24 protein-coding genes and 2 pseudogenes are annotated in these 26,678 nt (G+C 42.7%); 21 read left to right on the forward strand and 5 right to left on the reverse strand.

What is annotated here, in order from left to right; translation table 11 throughout:
* Positions 1-35: 35 nt before the first annotated feature.
* Positions 36-1,172 carry a methyltransferase gene (locus tag L4C42_RS19605; RefSeq protein WP_429761643.1) on the reverse strand — a complete coding sequence of 379 codons (1,137 nt, stop codon included), beginning with the start codon at positions 1,170-1,172 and terminating at the stop codon, positions 36-38.
* A gap of 154 nt (positions 1,173-1,326) precedes the next feature.
* Between L4C42_RS19605 and bolA the strand changes: the two genes are divergently transcribed.
* The 14 genes and pseudogenes from bolA to L4C42_RS19675 all read left to right on the forward strand — a co-directional run.
* Complete coding sequence (gene bolA / locus L4C42_RS19610; RefSeq protein ID WP_418642018.1) at positions 1,327-1,635, forward strand: transcriptional regulator BolA; 309 nt, start codon at positions 1,327-1,329, stop codon at positions 1,633-1,635.
* Between the two features lie 519 nt (positions 1,636-2,154).
* Positions 2,155-3,495 (forward strand): Na(+)-translocating NADH-quinone reductase subunit A, encoded by a 1,341-nt coding sequence (locus L4C42_RS19615; RefSeq protein WP_353496822.1) that lies wholly within the window; start codon positions 2,155-2,157, stop codon positions 3,493-3,495.
* A 4-nt stretch (positions 3,496-3,499) separates the two neighbouring features.
* The gene (locus tag L4C42_RS19620; RefSeq protein ID WP_353496821.1) at positions 3,500-4,741 is read left to right on the forward strand and encodes an NADH:ubiquinone reductase (Na(+)-transporting) subunit B; all 1,242 of its coding nucleotides are present in this window, start codon (positions 3,500-3,502) and stop codon (positions 4,739-4,741) included.
* Positions 4,731-5,498, forward strand: a complete 768-nt coding sequence (locus L4C42_RS19625) for a Na(+)-translocating NADH-quinone reductase subunit C (RefSeq protein WP_353496820.1) — start codon at positions 4,731-4,733, stop codon at positions 5,496-5,498. The genes L4C42_RS19620 and L4C42_RS19625 overlap by 11 nt, the downstream gene beginning before the upstream one ends.
* Entirely contained in the window at positions 5,498-6,130 is a 633-nt protein-coding gene (locus tag L4C42_RS19630) for an NADH:ubiquinone reductase (Na(+)-transporting) subunit D (RefSeq protein ID WP_112462091.1), read from the forward strand. Before L4C42_RS19625 ends, L4C42_RS19630 begins: the two co-directional genes overlap by 1 nt.
* Before the next feature lie 7 nt (positions 6,131-6,137).
* Positions 6,138-6,734 carry an NADH:ubiquinone reductase (Na(+)-transporting) subunit E gene (gene nqrE, locus L4C42_RS19635; RefSeq protein WP_038229250.1) on the forward strand — a complete coding sequence of 199 codons (597 nt, stop codon included), beginning with the start codon at positions 6,138-6,140 and terminating at the stop codon, positions 6,732-6,734.
* A gap of 17 nt (positions 6,735-6,751) precedes the next feature.
* Complete coding sequence (gene nqrF / locus L4C42_RS19640) at positions 6,752-7,975, forward strand: NADH:ubiquinone reductase (Na(+)-transporting) subunit F (protein ID WP_353496819.1); 1,224 nt, start codon at positions 6,752-6,754, stop codon at positions 7,973-7,975.
* Between the two features lie 201 nt (positions 7,976-8,176).
* Positions 8,177-9,160, forward strand: coding sequence for an FAD:protein FMN transferase (locus L4C42_RS19645; protein ID WP_429761655.1), 984 nt, complete (start codon positions 8,177-8,179; stop codon positions 9,158-9,160).
* Positions 9,161-9,172: 12 nt separating this feature from the next.
* Positions 9,173-9,406 carry a (Na+)-NQR maturation NqrM gene (gene nqrM, locus L4C42_RS19650; protein ID WP_353496818.1) on the forward strand — a complete coding sequence of 78 codons (234 nt, stop codon included), beginning with the start codon at positions 9,173-9,175 and terminating at the stop codon, positions 9,404-9,406.
* Positions 9,407-9,667: 261 nt separating this feature from the next.
* On the forward strand, positions 9,668-10,888 hold the full coding sequence (locus L4C42_RS19655; RefSeq protein ID WP_429761644.1) for a site-specific integrase: 1,221 nt from the start codon (positions 9,668-9,670) through the stop codon (positions 10,886-10,888).
* Positions 10,881-13,127: a hypothetical protein gene (locus tag L4C42_RS19660; protein WP_429761645.1), complete on the forward strand. Its 2,247-nt coding sequence runs from the start codon at positions 10,881-10,883 to the stop codon at positions 13,125-13,127. The genes L4C42_RS19655 and L4C42_RS19660 overlap by 8 nt, the downstream gene beginning before the upstream one ends.
* A gap of 11 nt (positions 13,128-13,138) precedes the next feature.
* Positions 13,139-15,946: a hypothetical protein gene (locus tag L4C42_RS19665; RefSeq protein ID WP_429761646.1), complete on the forward strand. Its 2,808-nt coding sequence runs from the start codon at positions 13,139-13,141 to the stop codon at positions 15,944-15,946.
* On the forward strand, positions 15,933-16,475 hold the full coding sequence (locus L4C42_RS19670) for a hypothetical protein (RefSeq protein ID WP_429761647.1): 543 nt from the start codon (positions 15,933-15,935) through the stop codon (positions 16,473-16,475). The genes L4C42_RS19665 and L4C42_RS19670 overlap by 14 nt, the downstream gene beginning before the upstream one ends.
* A gap of 523 nt (positions 16,476-16,998) precedes the next feature.
* Positions 16,999-17,772: pseudogene (locus tag L4C42_RS19675) on the forward strand (IS1634 family transposase); the annotation flags it as partial.
* 58 nt (positions 17,773-17,830) lie between these two features.
* Here L4C42_RS19675 and L4C42_RS19680 read toward each other — a convergent pair.
* The 3 genes from L4C42_RS19680 to L4C42_RS19690 form a co-directional block, all read right to left on the reverse strand.
* Positions 17,831-18,022 (reverse strand): MbcA/ParS/Xre antitoxin family protein, encoded by a 192-nt coding sequence (locus L4C42_RS19680; protein ID WP_255898014.1) that lies wholly within the window; start codon positions 18,020-18,022, stop codon positions 17,831-17,833.
* Positions 18,023-18,166: 144 nt separating this feature from the next.
* Positions 18,167-19,546, reverse strand: coding sequence for a DEAD/DEAH box helicase (locus L4C42_RS19685; RefSeq protein WP_429761648.1), 1,380 nt, complete (start codon positions 19,544-19,546; stop codon positions 18,167-18,169).
* On the reverse strand, positions 19,540-20,070 hold the full coding sequence (locus L4C42_RS19690) for a hypothetical protein (RefSeq protein ID WP_429761649.1): 531 nt from the start codon (positions 20,068-20,070) through the stop codon (positions 19,540-19,542). The genes L4C42_RS19685 and L4C42_RS19690 overlap by 7 nt, the downstream gene beginning before the upstream one ends.
* Before the next feature lie 104 nt (positions 20,071-20,174).
* Between L4C42_RS19690 and L4C42_RS19695 the strand changes: the two genes are divergently transcribed.
* From L4C42_RS19695 to L4C42_RS19725, 7 genes and pseudogenes are all read left to right on the forward strand, one after another.
* Complete coding sequence (locus tag L4C42_RS19695; RefSeq protein ID WP_255898017.1) at positions 20,175-20,489, forward strand: helix-turn-helix domain-containing protein; 315 nt, start codon at positions 20,175-20,177, stop codon at positions 20,487-20,489.
* Positions 20,490-20,924: 435 nt separating this feature from the next.
* Positions 20,925-21,662 carry a hypothetical protein gene (locus tag L4C42_RS19700; protein ID WP_429761650.1) on the forward strand — a complete coding sequence of 246 codons (738 nt, stop codon included), beginning with the start codon at positions 20,925-20,927 and terminating at the stop codon, positions 21,660-21,662.
* 64 nt (positions 21,663-21,726) lie between these two features.
* Positions 21,727-22,209 carry a tetratricopeptide repeat protein gene (locus L4C42_RS19705; RefSeq protein ID WP_429761651.1) on the forward strand — a complete coding sequence of 161 codons (483 nt, stop codon included), beginning with the start codon at positions 21,727-21,729 and terminating at the stop codon, positions 22,207-22,209.
* A gap of 462 nt (positions 22,210-22,671) precedes the next feature.
* Entirely contained in the window at positions 22,672-23,733 is a 1,062-nt protein-coding gene (dinB, locus tag L4C42_RS19710; RefSeq protein WP_429761652.1) for a DNA polymerase IV, read from the forward strand.
* A 164-nt stretch (positions 23,734-23,897) separates the two neighbouring features.
* A pseudogene (gene dinB, locus L4C42_RS19715) lies at positions 23,898-24,920 on the forward strand (DNA polymerase IV); the annotation flags it as partial.
* 1 nt (position 24,921) lies between these two features.
* Positions 24,922-25,425 (forward strand): transcription elongation factor, encoded by a 504-nt coding sequence (locus L4C42_RS19720; RefSeq protein WP_353496816.1) that lies wholly within the window; start codon positions 24,922-24,924, stop codon positions 25,423-25,425.
* A gap of 54 nt (positions 25,426-25,479) precedes the next feature.
* Entirely contained in the window at positions 25,480-26,259 is a 780-nt protein-coding gene (locus tag L4C42_RS19725) for a DUF2884 family protein (protein WP_418642021.1), read from the forward strand.
* Positions 26,260-26,440: 181 nt separating this feature from the next.
* On the opposite strand, the gene L4C42_RS19730 is transcribed toward L4C42_RS19725, so the two are convergent.
* Positions 26,441-26,678 (reverse strand): hypothetical protein (locus tag L4C42_RS19730; RefSeq protein ID WP_429761653.1); only part of this gene is annotated, 238 nt, incomplete at its 5' end.

Raw genomic sequence — 26,678 nt, forward strand, 5'->3', positions numbered from 1 at the left:
ATGCACGTTGCCTAGAGACAACTATGACTCAATCTTTACTTAGTTGCCTGTAAAATAACAAATTTGGCATTGGAGGCGACAAGCTTAACATTGTGCTTGCCAAAGAGACGCGTCAGTTTTTTATCGTAGCCTAGGTGACGATTGCCGATAACCATTAATTCGCCTTTAGGGCGAAGAACATGCTTTGCATCACAGAACATTTGCCAAGCGATGTGATCGGTGACGGCTTGCTGTTGATGGAAGGGTGGGTTGCAGATGACACGATCTTGTGAGGCCGCTTCAAAGCCATCCAAGCAATTGTTCGTGATGAACTTGCATTGAGCGTCGTCTAACTGATTAAGTTTAAAGTTATGTTTTGCCGAGGCTGATGCCATAAAACTCTCATCGACCGCAGTAATGCGAGCGATTGGGGAAAGCTGCTTGAGTTTTATCGATAAAACGCCATTGCCACAGCCAAGGTCGACGACATCTTTATTGTCCGCATCGAGTTTGGATAGATGCTCTAACATGAAGCGAGCGCCCAAATCCAAGCTTTCACCGGAGTAAACATTGGGTAAGTTCGCAAGAGTTAGCTCGTGTCCTTCAACCGGCCAAGTCGTATAGGCCTCCACAGCGGGTTTTTGTGCAGCACGAGATAGCTCAGTAAACACTAGGCGGTGTTTTTTCCACGCCAGCGAGGTCGTGGTGGAGCCTGCAAACTTCTCAAACAGTTTCAGTGTTGAGGAGTGGATCTCTTTCGCTTTATTCACCGCAATTAGCTGGCAGCGGCCTGCGTACTTTTGGGCAAGTTGGTCTAACTGCCAAGTTAAGTAGCGATTATTGCGTGGGATTTGCATCAGCACGAGGTCGATGTCACTTGGCCATGCATCCGTAGAATTGAGAAGGGTCACTCCACTGAGTTGGTTGGCCGACAAGTTGCTTTTGATACCTTGCAGGGAAACAAAAGAATCCGTGACGGTAGTCACCTTATGCTCTTTACTAAACCAACAGCTAAGGGCTCCAAAGTTATCGTTGAGGATCAGAATATTCGATGATTTGGGCAAAGCGAGCTCTTCAACGTGTTGAATCAGATACTCGTCACCCGCATCCCATGCTTGGAGCTGCTCATTGGCAAGTTTTGGGTAGCGAAAAAGCGAGTAGCTGCGCTCAAGTAGGTTCAGTTCAGTTTTCATAATTTCTTGAATTGGTGACAATGGTTGTATTTTGACAAAATCCTCTCAACTAAGCCAAGCAGAATGTGATTTAAGGGAAGATTATTGATTAAGTAAAGTATATACTTTACCGACAATATAAAAATAAATGTCGGTTTCAGCCCAAGGAAGTAAGATGATTCAACAATCTATCGAGCACAAGCTCCATCAAGCTTTCCATCCAACACATCTCGATGTTCGCAATGAAAGTCACACGCATAATGTCCCGCCAGGCTCAGAAAGTCACTTTAAGGTCATTATCGTCAGTGAAGATTTTTCTAGCGAGCGTCTTATTACTCGGCATCGTAAGGTCAATACTGTGCTTGCCGAAGAGCTCGCAGGTTCGGTGCATGCCTTAGCGATTCACACCTACACTCCTGAAGAGTGGAACGAAGAGAACCAACTTGCCCCCGCTAGTCCAAATTGTGCTGGTGGCGGTAAGTAACGGCATACCTGTTTAGTGATGCGGTACCAACAATAGATACTTAGGACACAGTTTAGCAACAAGGTAAGGGTTTACTGATAATCACCGTCAATTTGTTCTGGTAAAGTCGCGACTTTGCCTACCTCTTTGGGGGTAAATAATTAACAGCGTATCAACATATAATGTTATGTGATTTTGATGATGGTGAATGTTTCAGATTGTGAAAAAGCCAATTGCTTATTTTTAAAAGCATTAATAGCAGTTTGTGCGTTTGGTCAAAGTTACACATATTCGCAACCCCAGATGTAGCAAAAGTTTCCAAATAAAGCGGCTATTGCTGGGATTGGTCGTGGCATACCCTTTGTAAAAGATGCTAAACTACCGCTCCAGAAAAATCTCGCATCGATCCCATGACGAGATTGTTAAAGTGATGTTGCTGCTTTGGCCAAAAAAGAAGCCAGAGCCAGACACTCAATGTCGTGTCTAAATGTTACGCAATTTAAAAGAATCTTTTTCCCGATAAAAGTAGTGCAAGTGCGTATGATTACAATAAAGAAGGGTTTGGATCTTCCTATCGCAGGAACTCCTTCCCAGGTGATTAATGATGGTAAGTCCATCACTAAAGTCGCCTTGCTTGGCGAAGAGTACGTGGGTATGCGTCCAACGATGCATGTTCGCGTTGGTGATGAAGTGAAAAAAGGTCAGGTTGTTTTTGAAGACAAAAAGAACCCAGGCGTTAAGTTTACTTCTCCAGCAAGCGGTAAGGTTATTGAAGTTAACCGTGGCGCGAAGCGTGTCCTACAATCCGTTGTGATTGAAGTGGCAGGCGACGAGCAAGTTACTTTCGATAGCTACACAGCTGACCAACTAGCGGGTCTTGATCGCGACGTGATCAAAACTCAATTGGTTGAGTCTGGTATGTGGACTGCGTTGCGTACTCGTCCGTTCAGCAAGGTTCCGGCGATCGATTCTACGACTCAAGCGATTTTCGTGACTGCTATGGATACGAATCCACTAGCAGCAGAGCCTGAATTGATTATCAACGAGCAAAAAGACGCGTTTGTTGCAGGTCTTGACCTACTGTCGAAACTGACAGACGGTAAAGTGTATGTCTGCAAATCAGGCACTAGTCTTCCTCGCTCAACTCAATCCAATGTCGAAGAGCATGTCTTCAATGGTCCGCATCCAGCAGGCCTAGTAGGCACTCACATGCATTTCCTATATCCAGTCGGCGCGAACAACGTTGCTTGGAGCATCAATTATCAAGATGTGATTGCATTCGGTAAGCTTTTCACTACAGGTGAATTGTATACGGATCGCGTTGTGTCTCTAGCTGGCCCTGTAGTCAATAACCCTCGTTTGGTTAGAACTCAGATTGGCGCTAGCCTAGAAGATGTAACAGATAACGAGTTGATGCCTGGTGAAGTTCGAATCATTTCTGGTTCTGTGCTTTCTGGTACTCATGCTACTGGTCCACACGCCTATCTAGGTCGTTACCACCAGCAAGTGTCTGTACTTCGTGAAGGTCGTGAGAAGGAACTATTTGGCTGGGCAACGCCTGGTAAGAACAAGTTCTCAATCACCAAATCATTCCTTGGTCACCTATTCAAAGGTCAGTTGTTTAACATGACAACCACAACCAATGGTAGTGATCGTGCAATGGTTCCAATCGGCAACTACGAAAAAGTAATGCCTCTAGATATGGAGCCTACGTTATTACTTCGTGATCTATGTGCAGGTGACCTAGACAGCGCTCAGCGTCTTGGTGCTCTTGAACTGGATGAAGAAGATATGGCGCTATGCACCTTTGTTTGTCCAGGTAAGTACGAATACGGTCTACTCCTACGTGAGTGCCTAGACAAGATTGAGAAGGAAGGGTAATCCCATGCTTAAGAAATTCATCGAGGATATCGAGCATCATTTCGAGCCAGGTGGCAAACATGAAAGATGGTTTGCACTGTACGAAGCAGCGGCAACGCTATTCTACACGCCGGGTCTTGTCACGAAGCGCAGCTCGCATGTCCGTGATAGCGTTGACCTAAAACGCATCATGATCATGGTTTGGTTCGCAGTATTCCCAGCAATGTTCTGGGGTATGTACAATGCGGGTAACCAAGCGGTTATGGCACTTAACCATCTTTACACTGGCGCAGAGCTTGCGGGTGTTATCGATGGTAACTGGCACTACTGGCTAACTCAAGGTATTGGCGGCACGCTAGGTACCGACGCGGGTTGGGGCAGTAAGATGATTCTAGGTGCAACTTACTTCCTGCCTATCTACGCAACAGTGTTTATTGTTGGTGGTTTCTGGGAAGTGTTGTTCTGTATGGTGCGTAAGCACGAAGTTAACGAAGGTTTCTTTGTAACTTCTATTCTTTTCGCATTGATCGTTCCACCAACACTTCCACTTTGGCAAGCTGCACTAGGTATTACCTTTGGTGTTGTTGTTGCAAAAGAAATCTTTGGTGGTACGGGTCGTAACTTCCTTAACCCAGCACTTGCTGGTCGTGCTTTCTTATTCTTCGCTTACCCAGCGCAAATCTCGGGTGACGTGGTATGGGTTGCAGCTGACGGCTTCTCTGGTGCAACGGCTCTTAGCCAATGGGCACAAGGCGGCGAAGGCGCACTAATCAACAACATCACCGGCCAAACAATCACTTGGATGGACGCGTTCATCGGTAACATTCCTGGTTCTATTGGTGAAGTATCAACGCTAGCACTTATGATTGGTGCGGCAATGATCGTGTACATGGGCATAGCGTCTTGGCGCATTATTGCGGGTGTAATGATCGGCATGGTTGCGGTAGCAACGCTGTTTAATGTTGTTGGTTCTGACACAAATGCTCTGTTTGCTATGCCTTGGCACTGGCACCTAGTACTGGGTGGTTTTGCATTCGGTATGTTCTTTATGGCAACAGACCCAGTATCGGCATCGTTTACTAACAATGGTAAATGGGCATACGGTATTTTGATTGGCGCAATGTGTGTCATGATCCGTGTAGTCAACCCGGCTTACCCAGAAGGTATGATGCTAGCAATTCTATTTGCTAACCTGTTCGCACCTCTATTCGACCACTTCGTGATCGAGAAGAACATCAAACGGAGAGAAGCTCGCTATGGCAAGTAATAACGATAGCATTAAAAAGACGCTGTTTGTTGTTATCGCGTTGAGCCTAGTTTGCTCAATCGTTGTATCGACCGCTGCAGTCTTTCTAAAAGATAAACAGGTTGCTAATGCGAAATTAGATAAGCAGTCTAAAATTGTCGACGTAGCTGGTATTACCGCTGAAGGCTCTGTTGCAGACTTATATCATGAGTTCATCGAACCTCGTTTGGTTGATTTTGAAACAGGTGAGTTCGTTGACGGTAACGCTGAAGCATATGACCAGCGTCGCGCTGCTAAAGATCCAGATCAGTCAGTTCGTCTTACCGCAGATGAAGACAAAGCGAAAATTCTTCGTCGTGCAAACGTTGGTACTGTTTACCTAGTTAAACAGGGTGGCGAAGTCACGAGTGTGATTCTACCGGTACATGGCAACGGCCTTTGGTCAATGATGTACGCGTTCGTAGCAGTACAAACTGATGGTAATACTGTTAACGGTATTACTTACTACGAGCAAGGCGAAACCCCTGGACTTGGTGGTGAAGTTGAGAACCCAACGTGGCGTTCACAATTTGTTGGTAAGAAACTCTTCGATGAGAACTTCAAACCAGCAATTAAGATCGTTAAAGGTGGTGCTCCAGAAGGTTCTGAGCACGGTGTTGATGGCCTATCTGGTGCAACACTGACTGCAAATGGCGTTCAAGGTACTTTCGACTTCTGGTTGGGTGACATGGGCTTTGGTCCTTTCCTAGCAAACGTTCGTGACGGAGGTCTAAACTAATGGCTGATGCTAAAGAAATGAAGAAGAGCTTGCTCGCACCGGTGTTGGATAACAACCCGATTGCGCTTCAGGTTCTTGGTGTTTGTTCTGCATTGGCAGTGACCACCAAACTTGAGACAGCATTTGTTATGACGGTTGCGGTTATTTTTGTAACTGCATTGTCTAACCTGTTTGTTTCTCTTATTCGTAACCACATGCCAAATAGTGTGCGTATCATCGTGCAGATGGCGATTATCGCTTCACTGGTAATCGTGGTTGACCAGGTGTTGAAAGCGTATCTTTACGACATTTCAAAGCAGCTTTCAGTATTCGTTAGCTTGATCATTACTAACTGTATTGTAATGGGTCGTGCTGAAGCGTACGCAATGAAGTCTGCACCTCTACCGTCATTCATTGATGGCATCGGTAATGGTCTAGGTTATGGTTTTGTGCTGCTAACTGTTGCGTTTTTCCGCGAACTTCTAGGTTCTGGTAAGCTATTTGGCATGGAAGTATTGCCACTAGTGAGTAACGGAGGTTGGTATCAGCCAAACGGTATGATGCTTCTAGCACCTTCAGCGTTCTTCCTAATCGGCTTTATGATTTGGGCAATTCGTATCTTTAAGCCAGCACAAGTAGAAGCGAAGGAGTAAGGTAGTCATGGAACATTATATTAGTCTACTCGTTAAATCGATCTTCATTGAAAACTTGGCGCTTTCTTTCTTCTTAGGTATGTGTACATTTTTGGCCGTATCTAAGAAAGTTAAGACCTCTTTTGGTCTAGGTGTAGCAGTTATCGTTGTTCTTACCGTTGCGGTTCCAGTGAACAACCTATTGTACAACCTAGTTCTAAGAGAAAATGCTTTAGTAGCTGGTGTCGATCTTAGCTTCTTGAACTTTATTACCTTTATCGGTGTAATCGCAGCGCTAGTACAAATCCTAGAGATGGTACTAGACCGCTTCTTCCCACCTTTGTATAACGCACTGGGTATCTTCCTACCGCTAATCACGGTGAACTGTGCGATCTTTGGTGGCGTATCATTCATGGTACAGCGTGATTACAACTTTGCAGAATCTGTCGTATACGGCTTTGGTTCTGGTGTGGGTTGGATGCTAGCTATCGTTGCGCTAGCAGGTATCCGAGAGAAGATGAAGTACTCTGACGTTCCTCCTGGTCTTCGTGGTCTTGGTATCACGTTCATCACGGTAGGTCTGATGGCACTGGGCTTCATGTCATTCTCTGGTGTTCAACTGTAAGGTATAAGGAATAGTCAATGGACATTATTCTTGGTGTAGTGATGTTTACGCTGATTGTTCTAGCCCTAGTTTTGGTGATTTTGTTCGCCAAATCTAAGCTAGTACCAACAGGCGACATCACGATCTCTGTAAACGAAAACCCTGATCTCGCGATCACCACACAACCAGGTGGCAAACTGTTGAATGCACTAGCCGGCGCTGGCGTATTCGTATCATCTGCTTGTGGTGGCGGTGGCTCTTGTGGTCAGTGTCGCGTAAAAGTGAAATCTGGCGGTGGTGACATTCTACCAACCGAGCTTGACCATATCTCTAAAGGTGAAGCACGTGAAGGTGAGCGTCTAGCGTGTCAGGTAGCAATGAAGACTGACATGGACATCGAGCTTCCAGAAGAGATCTTCGGCGTTAAAAAGTGGGAATGTTCTGTTATCTCTAACGATAACAAAGCGACATTCATCAAAGAGCTTAAGCTACAAATCCCTGATGGCGAATCGGTACCTTTCCGTGCTGGTGGTTACATCCAGATTGAAGCGCCTGCTCACCACGTTAAATACTCTGACTTCGACGTACCAGAAGAGTACCGTGAAGATTGGGACAAGTTTAACCTGTTCCGCTATGAGTCTGTCGTTAACGAAGAGTGCATTCGTGCATACTCAATGGCTAACTACCCAGAAGAAGAAGGTATTATTATGCTGAACGTGCGTATCGCTACGCCGCCGCCTAATAATCCTGATGTACCACCTGGTATCATGTCTTCGTTCATCTGGTCACTGAAAGAAGGTGACAAGTGTACGATTTCTGGACCATTTGGTGAGTTCTTCGCGAAAGAGACTGACAACGAGATGGTCTTCATCGGTGGTGGTGCTGGTATGGCACCAATGCGTTCGCACATCTTTGACCAGCTTAAGCGTCTGAACTCTAAGCGTAAGATGTCATTCTGGTATGGTGCTCGTTCTCGCCGTGAAATGTTCTACGTAGAAGATTTCGATGGCCTACAAGCTGAGAACGATAACTTCCAGTGGCACGTAGCACTGTCTGACCCAATGCCAGAAGATAACTGGGATGGTTACACAGGCTTCATCCACAACGTAATCTATGAGAACTACCTCAAAGATCACGAAGCGCCAGAAGATTGTGAATACTACATGTGTGGTCCACCAATGATGAACGCGGCTGTAATCGGCATGCTGAAAGATCTTGGTGTAGAAGATGAAAACATCCTTCTAGATGACTTCGGTGGTTAATCTTTATTGAAGTAAAGAACATGGCTGGTTCATGGGAGCCGGCCATTTGTTTTTAAATCGATATAGACAGAGTGCTTTCATTTGCGACAACATCAATAGCTGTGGCAAACGTAAGTATTTTAAATTCATTAGGTGAGTAAAGGCATGTTTCATCTAACTAAGTTTCATCTAACGAAACAGTTGAAATTAGTGCTAGCCGTAATGCTAGCTGCGGTACTTCTAACCGCTTGTGGTAACAATCGTGAGCAAGTGCATTTGAGCGGCCCGACAATGGGGACGATTTATAATGTGAAATACATTGCGACCGACCATAGCCCAAAACCGGAAAGCATTCAGGCAGAGCTTAATCGCTTACTAGAACAGGTGAACGACCAAATGTCGACTTATCGCCAAGATTCTGAGTTGAGCCGCTTCAACCGTTTCTACGGCACAGAGGCATTTCCTGTATCGAAACAAACCGCGATTGTGGTGAAAGAAGCTATTCGTCTCAATGAAGTAACATTAGGTGCTTTGGACGTTACGGTAGGACCTTTGGTTAACCTTTGGGGCTTTGGACCGGAGGCGCGTCCAGAAGTCGTGCCAACGGCTAAGCAGCTTGCAGAGCGCAAAGCGCAAACGGGCATTCAGCATCTCTCTGCAACTGACACGACGTTAAAGAAAAATCTGCATGGTCTGTATGTGGATTTGTCGACGATTGCAAAAGGCTGGGGAGTCGATGTTCTCGCTGAATATCTAGAGCGTATCGGCGTTCAAGATTATATGGTTGAAGTCGGTGGTGAGATGCGCTTGAAAGGTCTTAACCGTGAAGGCGTGAAATGGCGTATCGCGATTGAAAAACCAGCGACGGATGAACGTAGTGTTCAAGAAATCATTGAGCCAGGTGATATGGCGATCGCTACATCAGGCGACTACCGTAATTACTTTGAGCAAGACGGTGTTCGCTACTCACACATTATCGACCCGAAAACGGGCAAGCCTATCAACAACAAAGTGGTGTCAGTGACGGTTCTTGATAAGTCTTCTATGACAGCAGACGGCTTAGCGACGGGCTTGATGGTACTGGGTGAAGAGCAAGCACTGGAAGTTGCCGAGCAAAATGGTATTCCAGCGTTTATTATTGTAAAAACAGAAGATGGGTTTGATGAAATCGCATCAAGCGCGTTCAAGCCTTACCTCAACAAGTAACGGGTGACAACTATGAGTACATTTCTAATTACTTTCGGCGTTTTTCTTGCGGTGATTGTTGCCATGTCTGTTGGTTACATCTTCCAAAAGAAAGTGGTCAAAGGCAGCTGTGGTGGTCTCGGTGCGCTAAGCATTGATAAAGTTTGTAACTGCCCAGAGCCATGTGATGCTCGTAAAAAGCGTGAAGCACGTGAGCAAGCCCGAGCAGAGAAGCTGGCCGCTTGGGAAAAAGATCGCATTGCATAATCAATAAGCCAGCTGATAGCTGAATAAAAAAGACCAGAGCAACGCTCTGGTCTTTTTGTTTGGTTCTCACTCAAAATCGGCGTATACTTTTGACTGTATAAATAAACAGTTCAATGCCGTGTCTGACTCTATTCGAAAATTCATCCACGTTGATATGGATTGCTTCTAAACTAGCAGGTGTTAATTGTTGGGGAAAGTTGTAATTGAATTAATGCCTACTACACTTCAACCAAAAGGTTGCAATTTTGGGGTTGAAAGTGTATGCAGCGTATTCATGATAAATCACATAATGGTCATTGGATTTATCTTTACGATAATGATGTTCCTATTCTTCTACCTTGTTTATATTGTCGATACACTTATGTGACTGGTCTTTCGGTTGTTCATGAAAAAAAACGTATTGAAGGCAAAGGCGATTTCGAGTTCTTACTCAAAGAGGATGAGATTGGAGGTGATGCTCAATATGTACGTGGGCATCAACTTGGCCTGTTCTTAGAATGGATAGAAGATTATAACCACCCTTCAGTTACCCTTGCGTGGCATACCGCACTTCCTGCCGAGTTCATTAATGAATATATAAATGAATACCTCATTGTAGAAATGCAAAAAAGCGAAGTCGTTGTGAACAAAGCCATCACTTCCCTTTGTAGCTATTACCACTGGTTGACTTACTTTTTCGATACAAACTTTAAAAAGATATTTATTTTCTCTGAATACAGAGCATTAGCTAGAGGAAATAATAAGTCTAATCTCATTGTCAAATACCTTCTTCCTGCTACAAGGGAGCTCCTTTATCGACATACAGACAGTTTGCTAGAGGAAATTGTTCTTCGAAATGGTGGGGAGTTAGGATGCAGGACTTCTGAGAACCGAGGGTTTTATTTGGCTGATTTTAAAGCTGACGGCAAAATCCGTCTGGGTTTACAGAGCTTATTTAAGCAATTGAAAGAATCACCTGAAAAGGAAGAGTTTGAGTACCACCTCTCTTCTTTGGATGCGAAATACGGCTCTGCCCGAACACTCTATATTCCTCGTACTCACCTAGAATTGATGGAGCGTTACTGCAATACGGAGCGCCCAGAGTCAGCGTCGAATCATTTGCTTGTTTCTAACTCTAGCAATTATACGAAAGGAGAAGGGGTTAGCAGAAGGTACGGAAGTGCTACTTTTTCTAAGACACTGAAGAAGCTGTTAAAGGTAATGAGTGAAAACCCAGAGGCTTATTCAGGTTATCAAACGTTAGATGAGGGCAATGTTTACCATCATTTAAGGCATTCGTTTGGAACAGATATTTTCCACGATTTATGTGTTACTGCTAAAAAAAATTACGAGTCAATCACAACGGAATCAAGAGTTTATATTGAAACCGCTCGGTGTCTTGGCCATAAGGTAGATGGTAAGCACGCTAACCAAACAACAAAAATCTACATTCATGCTTGTGGAGAGCGAGAAGCTCTATTAATGGAGGTGGTTAATGGATAAAGCACTTTCAAGTTCTGAGATAGAAGAGCGACTAAAGCATGACTTTAAAAAAGAACAACCAGTTACTGCATTTGAATTACCTTTTACAGCTACTTCAATAATAGTGCCTAAAACGGAACAATATGCTTCGCACATACTATTATTCGATGATATTAACACGTCTGACAAGGTGATTATATATAAAGCAATGATTGCTGTTTATAATTATGTGTTCTTTGATAAAAGTGCAGCTGTAACAGCTAAAGATGTTTTCTCATCAGCAGTAAAACCCTTCATTTCATGGTTAAACTCTTACAAAATTAATAATCGTTACGAAATTTTAAAGCATTATGAATCTGATCGTATGGATGAGCTTGATAATCATGGTGGTTATAGCCCACTAAGAGCCCTCAATTGTATTATTGGATATGCAATTGAATCGGAAGCTCTTAGTAAAGAGTTGAGTAGCGAAGATTATACATTTCTTATTGAACTAAGAAAGACGAAACCTGCACCTAACTTAAACAAATCACAAAAATCCATAGCGAGTTATTTCGGTTCGTTAGACTGGTTGAGAAGAGAAGATATTGGCATTGGGGGGGAGTTATATTCGGCTTTAGCTTCACCGAAGTTAGCCATCAATTCATTAAGTTTGACAGCTGCAACTTTGATTATTGAACTTAAAGAGTATAAAAATGAACTTCAAACATTGATCAAGAGTATCGAACCTCAGTTAGCACCTTTATTAGATTTGAATTTTAAAACTCTTTCACGGAGTAAAAAACAATGTCTAATTGGGGAGATGATTTATTTAATTGTGTGTGCTTATCATCGACTAGATAAACCATCATATACTATTAAATCCGCTCTAGGAGTTTTAATATTGTCGAATGCATCTAGTCAAAGTAGCTACTTCAATCTATTAAATGTATTAAAGAGTCAGACTGAATGCGATAGTTTATTTTTAAATAAAAAATTTAACACGGATAAAGTTAATTCTGAATCTTGTAGAGATAATTTCACCGCTATGAGAGATGGAACTCTTTTCTCAATTGATGTAGTTAAAAACTTATTGCGTAATGAAGTATCAAAAGCTGTCACAAAAATAGAAGAAGTTATGTTTGCGTGGTTAATGGCAGGGTTAACGGTACAGCCGACAGATATACCTAAACTTACTCATTCTGACTTCAGGTTAGTGAAAGTTGGTGGTCGAGTGACGCATATCGAATGTGAATACTTTAAAGGGAGGTCAAAGCTTTTTCACGCTACACGCTCCCTTTCAACTCGAACGCGAGAAGGAAAGGCATTATTGGTTGTAATGGGGCAACAAGAAGAAAGCCTACCTTTTTATACTAAGGTGGACCTTTTTATAAGTAATGGTATTAACTCACTTTTAGGGAGTTTAAATATACTGCTTCAATCAAGTAATATTTCTATGGTGTTAAAAACTGTACACTCAAAGCAAAATATACCTTGTCTAATGCCCCTAACACTTTGCTCTCTGATATCGAATGGGATTCATACTAATAATTGTGTTGAAAACGCTAATAAAGTGGCATTAGAAGACAGACAAAAATTGGTAAGGCAATCACAATCTCCTTGTCAGTCAAATTTGTTTGGTTTTCAATTAATAAAAAATAGCGCAGTTCATGCCTTTAGCGATCCTTATACTCTAGAGTACCTCATTAACCGCAACTCTCATTCAAACCAGACAGAGAAAGTTAACTACCTGACTGAAGATAATGAAGCGTGGATTAATAACTCAGGAAGAATTACTCGTGAGGTAATGTTTGATTTAATTCAGAATGTCTTTAATTTGGGCTTTGAGCGTGATGATGCAGAACAATTAAAACGGTTTAACAGCGAATTTATGGCGGTGACAGAAAGTATCTCTTATAGGTATGAAGAAATGAACTCAAGACTTCGTATGATAACTGGACAGGAAAAAGGAAAAGTGAATGAAGTAGGAGTTCTCTCATTGAATGATAAAAATGAAAGCGAACCTTTATCTCCTATTTATGTAGTTGATAGCTCAATCACAGTTCTAAAGATGTATAACTACCTCCATGAATTTAAAAAAAATTACAAAAAGATACTTGGGAATAATCCGGATTTTTTGTTTAAGACTGTTATACCAACCGTTGAATGGATCGAGGGTACGCTCAAAAAGATGAGTAAACCATCACTACGAAAGGGTAGAGACCAATTTGATTTGATGATTAAGAATGGTGTAGTGATTAGCGTCTTTAATTCTATGTAGTTGGAGGTTATATGACATTAAGTGTACTAAATTATCCAATTGATAATTTTTGGCATGAGAAAAATCTAAAATTAAAGGCGAATCCGTTCTTTATAAATGAAAGAGGTGATTTTTACTCTGATGTTTGGAGTTTTAGAATAAAACAACATGGCAATATAACAACGATTGATTTTTCATGGTTTGATTCACCTGTATATAGCTTAAGTTCAATTGCAACTTATATCAAAGATAATTGTGAGTATTTGTTAAGCAGTAAAGCATATGCGAAGTTGGCCTGTCTGGAAATGTTGACGCCATCTAATATTGCGTATGTCCAACCGACCTACCAAATGATGCTTCATTTATTTGCCTTTTTTAAAGAGAATAATGTTTCTATCCTAAATATATCACTAATGGAACCTTTCTGGACATCATTCATGGGACGAACGATAAGCCCACATGGTTTAGTGAATCGTGTATCAACACCTTCATATCGTGCCTCTATCAGACGAGTGTCTTTTCATAAAATAAGAAATTCACTAAAAGCATTAGGTGTGGTGGGGGTGATTGAACCTAAACTTACACCTAAAATAGTGGAAAAAAGTTTAGATGATGTATGCCAAACGCAGTATAGCATTACGCTAGCTGAGTATAAAAAAGGAGGTAGCTTTAACTTTCTTGGCTTAGAGCTTGGACAATATTATGTCGATTACTTGAATGGTGTTTATCAGCAGAATTTTCTTTATGTCTTAGTGTGTAAAAAAACCTTTGAACATTGCATTAATAAGTACTCTATCGGAAGTTTTGAATCAAAAACGAATAACCGTCTATTTAATGTAATGCTTTCTTCTGTGTTTGGCGGCGAGGATTATGCACCTAATTCTCATACTAGAGGTATCAATCATATAGCACTTAAAGTTAATGCTGAAAATATCCTGTTTAATGAATATCTGAAGCATTTTGAAGCAGTGATGTCGTTAAAAGATAGTAATATTGAAGCTTTGGTCTACGAACTAGGTTTATCTACTCGAAGCGATGCAATGGAATTAATTCGAGTCCTGATGTTACAAAAGCATTTAGGGTTGGATGGGCATAAGACACCAGATGAGGTATGGCAAGGCTATTTATTGTCACTGGATAAGACTTTCTTAGGAAGTGAGTCCCTGAATGAAACTTTGGTGGAAGATCTGTATAAAAAAATGCAATTAATCATCGACAAGAAGAAATTAGAAAAAACTCAGTTCTTAGTAGATATTCAAAAGTGGGCAATAGAGCAAATCTCCTATTCGGAGAATAAAACGTATGACAAATTTAAAACGGCACTCGACATTACACTATATGCAATGACAAGTTTAGTGGTTGCATGGACTGGTTATCGAAGATCAGAATTTGGATTTCCATTGAGTGCGATACGCACAGAACCTAACCTAGATATTTTAGATAATGCTCATGTACCATTTCGTTTTAAATTAAAATGGCTTGTTCCTAAAACGAGTGGGTCAACTAAAATTAATCGAGAAATCACATCGCAGTGCTATCAAATTGCGGCACAATTGAATGATGTGTTTGGGAGTTCAAGTAATGAACCTTGCTTGTTTAGGTTTGCAAATAATAATTTTAAAAAAGAAAAGTTAAATAATTATGATATTTGTATTAGTAATAGAGTTATCGCTAATTGGGAAGGGTTTGTAGATTCTTATTCACCCTTTAATGACGTAGTTTTGTTAGACAGATTAATTCAAAAAGAGATTTGTCAGTTAACGAACACAGAACAAGAAAGGCTTAGGAAATTATCTTTGATGTATGAGGTCGGTAGCGCGCGTTATGAGAACTTATTAACTTGTGCCAAAGAGGTGAAAAAAGATTGGCTTCGTCTATCAAATTCCTCATTCAATGGATCTAGAGCGCAAGAGCGTTTTAAATCTTCTTTAATTCAATATACGAAAGATAATGAAGTCGATAACATTGAACATCAGCAAATAATAGATAATTATCTTTCTGATGAAACTAAAAAGCTATTGACGAGTAATTCGATAGACTTAAATGATAGAAAAACAGTTATGGATATAACCTCTGAAATATTAAAGGAGGTTCGCTATCCATCTGCTCATGCTTTTCGTCACATTTGGGCTGAAGCGGTATTAACGCGCTATCAGGGTGATGTAGGGGCAGTAATTCGCCACCAATTTGCTCATTTAGACAATTCATTCTTCATGGCGTACTTGAGAGAGAAAGACGCACGGGGGCTGATGGCATCGGCAAAACAACGCTATTTAAATACCATTGTTGAAACGCTGATTATCGAATCAAACCACATTGGTGAGCGGTATATCGGCGGGATAGCCCAGTTTGTCAAAAAGGCTGTCCACTTAACACAGGTTAGAGATGAGAACGAGCTCACTGAGAGTGAACGGCGTGCATTGAGCGAGGCGATTGCTGGGAGGATCATTGATATTCAACCGAGTCGATTTGCTACGTGTATTCCTCGTGATGGTGGCGAGAGCCGTGCCAAGTGCGCCCAAATGGGAAGCTTAAATCCACAGGATGCAAAACTCGAATTTTGTCTAAATTGTATGAATGCTTATATTTCGGAGGGGAATATCCGGGGAATTTGGCAAACAGTTCAACCAATGGTTAAAGAGGCAATGCAACCAAATGGGATCGGCTTTTTACTGGAATCTCATCTTCCTGCTTTAACATCGAGTTGGAAACGGATCAAAGATCTTCGTAATAGTAAGAATGGGGAAAGCGTAGACAAAATATTGTCAGCGATAGAGGACGCGGTTGATTCCATTAAGCGAAAAATTGCAGCGGAGGCAAAACAGTATGGCTACGAATGATCTGGATGATTTGATTTCCGATGACTTCCTTGATGCGTTGGGTGATGATACAACGGTTGAGCAGAGCGCCCCTGCATCATGGGTGGTTCATAATAAAGACCATACCACTTATAAAGCGTACCATGCGATTCTTGAACTGAAGGCACAGGCAGAGAAGGCAATTGATAATTTTGGTGAAGTCGAAACAAACAAAACACCGAAATTCTACCAGTTGAAGAAATCACAGGTGGCTAGAAAAGTGGGCATATCAGCACAAAGTATTTTTAATACATCCTCTTTCAGCCCTCATATTCGAGTGTTCTTCGATGATATTAATGATGAGCTTCTAAAGCGGCATCAAACCCAACAGAAGAAGCAATTAAAACGAAAAAACACGGGGATTAGGAGAAAGAAAAAGGAAGAGTTGGTGGTCAGGCACCAAAGCATTGAGAAGAGGTACAACGACCTCAAGGCACTCAAAACAGCAGAGGTGCTTAACCTTTCAATTGAGATGATGCCTATAGATCTAAAGGCGAAACTAGGTTTGTGAATTAAATCAGGAACTACAGGGGCTAATATGGCAAGAACGCCTACAGCAACAAAAAGATAGCGATATTCCTATGACAAAATGAAGCCACCTAGTCGTACAGACTGTCCCTTGTGCATGCAGCCTGTCATCACAGGCGACCAGTGGTTACAGTAACTCGCTATTGTCGGATAGGCGACACCTGTTACCAGATGCCGCCCTCCTAAGAACCGTACGTGCAACTTTCACTGCATACGGCTCAAGCCTCCACTAAGGCGTTATTGTTACCCAGCAACTCACAAAGCAGTGGCAACAGGGTCAAGCCATGAGTTACGACCTGTATTTTTCACCTTACGTTCATTGAGAAAACCTTCCCAAAAAGGATCAAACGGATTCGCTTGACTCATGATTTTAACCCGTCATTCCGCAGCCAATTCAGGAATTTACATAATGTGATCCAGTGATCATTTACAAGCCTTAGTAGCCTAGACCGCTTGACCGCGATCCCCAGTTTTGATCTATTACTGTCATTTAACGGTCGCTTATTATGTCTGCTCCTCAACCTGTTATTAAACGTCTAGATCACTTAGGGCTTATCGCTGCTTTCTGTCACGAGGTCGACCTGCCGGGCATTATCGACCGCATAATTCCTAAGTACTCGGAGCATAACGTTTCACATGGTGATGCTGTGTTGGCAATGCTCCTTAATGGGTTGGGTTTTCATAGCCGAACGCTGCACATGTTCTCTGATTTTTTCGAGACCAAGCCGATTGCTAAGTTACTAGCTAAAGACATTGAGGCGAAGCACTTAACTGATGATGTTCTTGGGCGTACATTGGATGCTCTATATGAAGCCGATGTATCTGCTCTTTATCAAGCGATTGCCGAGCATGTCGTTGATAAACTTGGGCTTAAAACCGACTCCGTTCATCTCGATATCACGAGTTTTCATGTCGATGGTGACTACGCACAAGACGAAGATATTAATGCTATTAAACTAGTCAAAGGCTATAGCCGAGACCACCGTCCAGAGTTAAACCAAGTCGTCCTTGAGCTGATTTGTGAGAACCAAGCTGGCTTACCCGTTTACATGCAGGCGCTCAGTGGCAAGACCAATGATGCTAAAGCCTTTTCTGAAGTGACGAAGAAGCACATCCATTGTCTAAAAGCAGCCCAAAATAGTCGCTACTTCATCGCTGACGCTGCGTTATATACCGAAGACAGTATTCGTTCACTGGATGAGCAACAGCAAAAATTCATTACTCGAGTGCCAATGACTATCAAGTTAGCCAAAGAAGCGCTATTGGCTCTAGAGCCAGAGCTGAATCTAGACAGAAGTGATTTCTTCACGAAAATGACTTCAAAGGCGGGTCAACTTTCTAACTGAAATCGCCATATTTAAGGCTATTTAATAACTGCGTTAGCTGATCATGATCTAAGTCGCTTGGTTTACATCCTGACAGAGCTGGAATGGGTTTTTGCAACCATTCTTCAGCCAACGAGTCACTTCCAAAAACTTCAAGTGCTAATGTTCGAATGTCGCTATTTTCAGACGAGAGTGTTTTGTCCATGCTAGCTTACCTCAACAAATAACTATGATTCAAAAGTATACCTGATAGATAAAGTGCTGACACAATTGAGGCTGAGGCAAGTCAGTAAATCAAATTCTAACGTGCCCCAGAGTGGGCGAAGGCCGATACCAAAGGTCTCCAACATTAGACTGTTTGAAACGCTGAAATAATACGCTGCTTGAACCCACCAAACTGAACCTCGTCAGGAAGGCTCGTGAAGTCAGCTACCGTGCGACCACGCTTTGCGACATCATTCCATCTTAATTCTGTATTGCTGCTTGCTGAATCGGAATTATAGTCGTTAGCAGCCACCTTTCGCCCTGAATCACTTGCTGTAAATATTTCGGGAGTGTCCGCTCTAACAAACATACAAGACTCTGGAATATCTTGTTCTATCCGTTCGGCAAAATCTATCAAGCTCTGCTCTGCGAAAGTGAGTAACCAAGCCTGTTGGTTCAAGGCATGATTCACTCGCAGAATCCGTCCTAGCACTTGCCTGAAGTAGAGCTCTGTCTTAACCGAGCTCATATGGCAGCAGACTTGAAGCCTAGGAATATCAGTACCCTCACTAATCATCCCGACACTGACTATCCACTGGGTATTATCTTTCCGATAGCGTTCAATCTCAGCCAAGGGCTCCTCGTGACGATAGGTCACGATGGAGACGGTTTGTTGATACTTTTCCAAAAGTATCCTTTTAAGCTCTTGAGCGTGTTGAACAGAAGAGGCAACGACTAGTCCTCCTGCATCCTGATTTTGAGTACGTATCTCTGCAAGCTTTCGACATCCAAGCCCTAGCAGATATTCCATTGCCTCTTGACTGTGTATTACGCTCTGATAAGAGGCCTTAGTTTGCTTTAGCATCTCTAGAATCGATGAGAACGACTCTGCTTTTCCATCGTTAGTTACCGACAAGTGCTCATTGTCTACGAGTACTATCCGTGGTGCTCTACAAACATGGTCAGCGACTGCTTGCTTGAGAGTGTATTGATAGTCGACCAAGATCTGCCCCTCAGGGTCGCTATACTGCGCCATTACTATCGGTAACGCATCTGAACGCCAAGGTGTACCAGAAAGCGCTAAGGTGTAGGTAGCCAGTCCCTGAATCTTGGTTAGGATCTGTTGCCCCCAAACATTCGCTTTTTCATACTCAGAACCAGAGCAATGATGTATCTCATCGAACACTACAAATACTCGATAGTTACGTAGCGTCTGCCAAAACTCTTCGCTGAGAAACTGAATAGATTGGTAGGTTAGCGACTGTCCAATCGAGCCTAAACCACCATTAAAAGTGCAATTGAGAACTTTTGAAAAGGTTCTTTTTATCCCATCTGATACCGTTAACGACGGTGAAAAACACAAAACAAGGTCAACCATATCATCCTCCAACAACCTAGAGGCAATAGTTGCTGCCAATACCGTTTTCCCTGCCCCTGGAGTAGCTTGGCAAAAAAAGTGGTACTGCCCGTTCTTGTAGTTTTGTATCGCTCTTTCAGAGCATTCTTGCTGCCATGTTCTCAACATTCGGTGACATCCGAAGAGATGGAGTTAATCACGTTGGTGAGCACGTTCACTTTACCAAATAGATGTGCAGAGCGATCTCTCGCTTGTTGCAACATAGGGTTGAGCCTTGATTCCAGTTCAGGGAAACGACGATTAAGCGATTGGTATTCATCGATCTCACCCAGAACAATCTCTAACTCAGCTTTGTACTGGTTTCGCTCATGGCGCAATATTGAGTAATCTGGAGAGGGCTGCACTGGAGAGGTGACAATCTCACCTCCTACTTTGGGCTTCACATTAAGAGAGCGGAACAGTTCCGTTTGAAAGTATCTTTTATCTCGCCCTTCTCCTTCACTTTGAAGCCAACCGTTTCTCACAAAGCGAAGGATCTGTCTGTAGAGTCTTTTTCTTGCCTCATCAGGCTCCTTCCTAAGATCACTTACAGAAAGCGAGGCGTCGCGTAGTTCAATAACCGAAAAACCATCCATGCCTTTTTCAATCAATAACTTGTGCATAATCGCACTGATTTTCGTCGAACGTTTCATTTACAACTCATGCAAAACCAAAAAACTAAGGATTGCTTAGTATACAGAAATCGACAAAACTAAGAAAATCTTAGTTACCGTAGGTTTTCACACATGAACCGAAAATGTCATTTACTAGCCCAATCCCGTCGCGACTTAAAGAAGCACGCAAAAAAGCCAAACTCTCCCAGAAAGCCTTGGGGGTGCAGATAGGTATGGATGAAGGCTCGGCAAGTGCCAGAATGAATCAGTATGAGAAAGGCAAACACACTCCTGATATACAGACTCTAAAACTCATTGCTGACGAGCTTGGTGTTCCTTTGAACTATTTCTTTTGTGAGGAAGAAAGCTCCGCCAAGTTAGCTTGCTTGATTGCGAGATTGAGCGAAGAGGAGAGGCAAGAGCTTATCAATAAGTTGAGCGGTTCCGAGTATAGTTAGGTGTAGTAACTCACACTCGATCATACACTTCCGCTGGCTAGTCACGACTAGATCGTACAAGTCAACCTGTTGGTATTGTCAACCTGTTGGTATCGCAACTCACAATTGGACAGAAATCAGTTACCACCTAGCCCACACCAGAACCGAATAGGCATTAGCAAATGTATGCCTAGCTACCCTAATCGAATTAATGAAGTAAAACTCGACGGTAATGCAAAAGTGGACGAGAAAAGAGAAGCTAGCAGTTGCTGACTAATTGTGTTGAATTGCGATATCCCTATTGGCTTGAGACCGCTACTTATCGGTTTCACTTGCAACTTCAGCAGCCAGATTTCCCCCGCTGACTGAGACTTTCTTTACTGCTTCATGCTAAACTTAGCTTCGGCGTTAGATTGCTGCTTAACTCAAAACTTCCAAAGACATGGAGTCATTTTTATGGGTGTATATCATTTCAGGTTACTAATAACTGTGGTGTTAGCTTTATTGCTAACTGGTTGTCCTACAGAAGGAGATAATGGTTCTTCAGGAATTAACTGTTGGGATCTCAATGGAAATCGCCTCAACGATGATGATGAAGACAAAAACAATGATGGTCTATGGGATGCAAGTGATTGCACCATAGTTATAAATGAAGGCAGACTTCTTCAATCTTCAGAGGTAGAGTTTAATCATCAGCATATTTGTGAAGCACTAGCAAATTTAGGACAGTACCCAGAAGGTTGTCCATCTCCAACTCATAACGTTCCTACAGGCACTCTAACGAGAATAACCCCAGCCCAACTCTTCGATGATGGCAATGGTGGCTTTGACACATGCAATCCGTCCAATAGCGGTTTGTTGAGTATTGAGTCAAGACCTGATTTGGATAAACCAGGCCAAAGTTTAGGCTGGTTTGTGTTGGAGGGGGGGTACATAGCGAAAACTTTAACCATGCCATACAGCGACGCTGTAAACGGTGTTTGCCGAAATGAATGTGACGGTGATAGTAAATGCGTCGCAGCTCTCGCACTGGAGAGTGGTTCTAGTGCTGACTGTAAAATATTCTATCATTCAGACACTGTTTCTGCTTATGAGAGGATATGCGGCCCTTCAGGTGTCCCTGGTTATACTCCCGCAGAATTGTGTGTTGTTTCTCTTCGTGGTCAATCACTTTGGGATGCGAAATGCCCTTAAATTAAGCCTCATGGGCGCAATCAACCGCGTCCATTTTTAACTGGTTGTAAATATCGAGTTTGATATGGAATCTCTTATTGAAAAAGCAATTTGTCTACGCCAAGAAACTAGATATGCTGAATCTCGTGCGCTACTAAAGCCATTATTAAATGATGAGAACTATGCCGCTAGAGCACATCTACAAATAGCTTGGTCATATGACAATGAAGGTAAAGAACATGAGGCTATAAGCCACTATAAATCATCGTTGTCGGGCATATTACCTGCCAAAGAACGGTTCGATGTATTGTTTGGTTTAGGTTGCACTTATAGAAGTATTGGCAATTACTCAGAAGCTCAAGTTTACTTTGAGCAAACATTGAAGGAATACCCAGATTCAGTAGAAGTTCAACCTTTCTATGCCATGTGCCTCTATAACTTGGGGCGACATAAAGAGGCGACATCATTACTACTTAAACTTTTAATATCAACCACGAATAACGATGCGATAAAAAAGTATCAGCGAGCAATTTCTTTATACGCACAAGACTTAGACAAAACGTGGTGAAACGGAGCACTCCTATAGCACCAGTTTAAAGTATCAAGATCGTATTTTAGTCTGACGACACTCATACAGAGTGGGTTAGGGCGGATTACTTTAAGTAAGCCAAAATTGGAGTTGAGGTAATGATAAGCCAAAGACATCTCAAACACATTTTGGGGCAAAAGCGAGTTACACCTTCACAGCATCTATGACCTATCAACACGTAGGGTAAAGCCTTGGCTCTTAACGGGCTTTTTGCTATCGGTGCGGTATTAGTGACTTAGCCACAAACCCTGTGATGGTAAGCATTCTCACTCACCCAGACAGACGTTTTTTGCAGATACATCTCTCGATTGCTGGTTGGATATACAGTATAATAAGAAGGTATATTTGTGGAATTTAGTTTGTTTGTAATGAGCTTTTGGGTAACAGAAAGCTAATGGCGACTTTAGGTATTTAGTTGTCTGTGTTTTGGGTGTAATGCGAATGCAGAGAAAAATCATACACATAGATCTTGATTGTTACTATGCCGCAGTTGAGATGAGAGACCACCCAGAGTTAAGGGATATACCTTTGGCGATAGGTGGTTCTTCGGATCGACGTGGGGTGATTTCAACATGTAACTACATTGCCCGAAAATATGGTGTTCGCTCGGCAATGGCAACCGCTCATGCACTCAAGTTGTGCCCAAACCTAAGGGTTATAGGTGGAGACATGGAGAAGTATAAGGCTGTATCCAAACAGATTCATGCAATCTTTGCTCGTTATACTGATCTTATTGAACCTCTATCACTTGATGAAGCTTACCTTGATGTAACTGACTCACAATTATTCAGAGGGTCGGCAACATTAATCGCGCAGGATATACGTAAGGCAATTGAATCAGAACTAAATCTTACGGCCAGTGCAGGTGTAGCCCCTATCAAATTTGTTGCAAAAGTCGCCTCCGATATTAATAAGCCAAATGGTATTTGCGTCGTAACACCAGATGAAATTGAGGGGTTTGTTGATGAGTTGGAATTAGGCAAGATTCCAGGTGTAGGGAAGGTAACCCTAGAAAAGTTGAATAATCTTGGTCTGTACAAAGGCATTGATGTCAAAAATTATGATCAACACATGTTACTTAAACAGTTTGGTAAATTTGGTAGTTCCCTATGGGAGAGGTGCCATGGAATTGATCGTCGTGAGGTAACAGCAACAAGAATTAGAAAGTCCCTTGGTGTTGAGCGGACATTTGCTCTAGATATTCGGACTGAATCAGAATGCCTTGAGGCTATTGAATCACTATATGATGAATTAGTGAGACGATTCAGTAAGATTGCTCATGATAAAAGAATAATCCGTCAGGGACTTAAGCTTAAATTCGATGACTTCCAGCAAACAACGGTTGAGCATAAACAAATTAACCTTGATAAAGCTTTTTTCTCTGCTTTATTAAAAGAAGCTTTGGCGCGTGCCAATGGACGTGGAATTCGCTTGATAGGGTTAAGTGTTGGGTTAGAACCTAGGGAGGGGCAAGCCAACACTCAGATGACCCTTAAGTGGTGAAAATGTAAGTGCGAGTGAAGCGTTTACGAGGCATTTACCTTGCGATTTTCGTGATTTTTCTGTAAGTGAATTATGTAAGTGCTTTTTTGGCTTAACTATCTATTTTAAAAAGTTATTCACTCACTCACCCACCCAGAACTACATTTTTTACCCGATAGTTTACATACGCTGCGGTAGAGATGCGCGACAATCCACATTATCAAGGTAAGCCCCTTGCCGTTGGTGGCAGTGAGCGCCAGCGTGGGGTGATCAGCACTTGTAATTATGAAGCGAGAAAGTTTGGCGTTCGTTCGGCGATGCCAACGGCTCAAGCGGTAAAGCTGTGCCCCAATTTGCTGCTCGTCCCTGGGCGAATGGAAGTCTACAAAGAAACCTCAAAGCACATTCGTGCGATTTTTGCTCGTTATACCTCGCTCATTGAGCCGTTGTCGCTAGATGAGGCTTACTTGGATGTCACAGACTCACCTCACTGCCAAAACTCAGCGACGCGCATTGCTGAGCGTATTCGTGCCGATATCAGGAACGAGCTGCAACTGACCGCTTCTGCTGGGGTGGCGCCGCTTAAGTTTTTGGCAAAGATTGCCTCGGATATGAATAAGCCCAATGGGCAGTTTGTGATCCCTCCCGATCAAGTACAACAAGTGGTCGATGAGTTGGATTTGGGCAAAATACCGGGTGTCGGTAAGGTCAGCTTAGATAGGCTCAATAATGCCGGCTTTTTTACCTGCTTGGATATTCGCAATAGTGACTACCGAGACTTGATTGTGCGTTTTGGTCGTATGGGCGCTTCTTTATGGAAGAAAAGTCATGGCATTGATGAGAGACAAGTTGTCGTAGAGCGGGAAAGAAAGTCGATTGGCGTCGAGAGAACCTTTAGCGTCAATATCTCCAGTTTCGATGAGTGTTGGCAGGTGATTGAAGACAAGCTGTATCCTGAACTCGAATCTCGCCTCGCAAGAGCGACGCCGAAACGTAATGTCATCAAACAGGGAATTAAGGTAAAGTTTGCAGACTTTAAGTTAACCACCATTGAACATGTGCACAACCAGCTCGATCTCGCCTATTTCAAAGACCTGCTTCGCGAGGTACTGGAGAGACAACAAGGACGAGAAATTCGACTGCTGGGGCTGAGCGTGATGCTAGAGCCTTTAGAGCAAGCTCGGCAACTGTCAATGTTTGAGGAATAATATGGACAAGCGCGCGCTGCTGACCGCAGTGATTTATGAACTTGAAAGCAAAGTGACAACACTGGTCTCTGCCATGGAGCAAACCGTAGATGCTGCGACCAATGAAGAAACCGTACCAGAGCACAAATATGACACGTTAGCACTGGAAGCGTCCTATTTGGCACATGGTCAGGCGATGCGTTTAGAGCAAATAAAGAACGACATCGCAACGTTAAAGCGTACGACGTTGCGTGAATTTTCTGAACAAGACAGTGTTGGATTAACAGCTTTAGTCTGTGTAGAGAATGATGATGAGCAAATCGCATGGTATTGGATGTTGCCCTGTGGCGGAGGCGTCACAATAAAGGATGCAAGGGTATTAACGAACTCTGGGTTGGCTGAACTCACTGTGTTGACACCACATTCGCCACTCGGTAAGGCTTTGCTTGGGCAGTATGAAGACGACGAAGTGAGTCTGGCCATCAGAGATTCCGTGCAGCACTATGCTATTATCTCGATTCAGTAAAGACTTTGGATCGCTTTGAGAATTGTACAGACGATCTGAACAATAGGGTGTGCTATGAAATTACCTCAACTTTTTCCAACTACAACAGCGCTGCTTAGCGGTGTCGTACTTAGCAGTGCATTAGTGGCGGGCAATGCTTATGCTTTTGGACAGTGCGCAGTGGACATTAAGAACGAAGTTCACCTAGATGGCGAGCAAGTCGAAATCGTTAAAGCCAGCTCTAAAGTCCTAATTGATGAAGACAACAATCTGTTCATTGACGGTAAAGCGATTGAATTGAGTCAGCTACAACAAGATGCCTTGGAAAGCTATCGAGAGAATATGAACAAGTACGTGCCGCAAGCGAAAGAACTCGCGGCCAATGGTCTTGAGCTGACCAATGAACTCATCGATGACGTCGCAGAGAGTTTCGATAACTCTGAGGCGTTTCAAAGCGTCAAACAAGCGGTCGGTGAGTTTTTTGCTGATGTGCAATCTCGCTACGAAGACAACGGTGATTTTGTTCTCAAATCGGAAGCCTTTAGCAGTTTTATGGACAATTGGGAGCAAGATTTAGCCAAGGCAAAAGAGGTCTTCAACAAAGAGTTCTTTAGTAGCGCATTTACCGCATTACAACAAAAGATGAGTGAAGAGGGTGGGTTAAATCTTACAGAGCTCTCTAAGCAGATGGATGAGCTCAAAGCAAAAATGTCGGACACCATGAAAGAGCAATCAGAGTCGTTAAAGCAGCAGGCAGAAGACTATTGTGACTCGCTAAATGATGTCGCAGAGCAAGAGCAGCAGTTGCAGAAAACTATTCCGGAGCTTAAGGACTATCAAGTCTTTACCATCTAATCTCTAAGTCCGCACCAAGCCTTGAGTAGATTCCTGCCTGCGCAGGAATGACGAATGTAGCTTGTTCAACGAACTCAATTAAGTCGTCACCCCTGCGTAGACAGGGGTCTTCTATACGATCACCAAGCCTGTACTGATGGTCACATAGGTAACACTTTAAACCGGCCACATAGGTAACACCCTATGTTGGCCGAATTACTTTTCCAACAACTTCATCTACAATCCCTAATCTCATTTCTCCAAATCGAAGCAACCAACATCGATTGTCGATATATTCCAAACTAACGTACTCACCTAATAGTCTTCTCGTGACGTAAATGGCTTGCCCGTTAAGTTTAATATAGCCGCCACATTTCACCTTTCTGACTTCATGTTCGCTAGGGTATTCCAGCGGAGGTAATTGATTGGGGAATGGTCGA

It is taken from the genome of Vibrio wakamikoensis (genome assembly GCF_050337275.1).
Taxonomy (GTDB): Bacteria; Pseudomonadota; Gammaproteobacteria; order Enterobacterales; family Vibrionaceae; genus Vibrio; species Vibrio chaetopteri.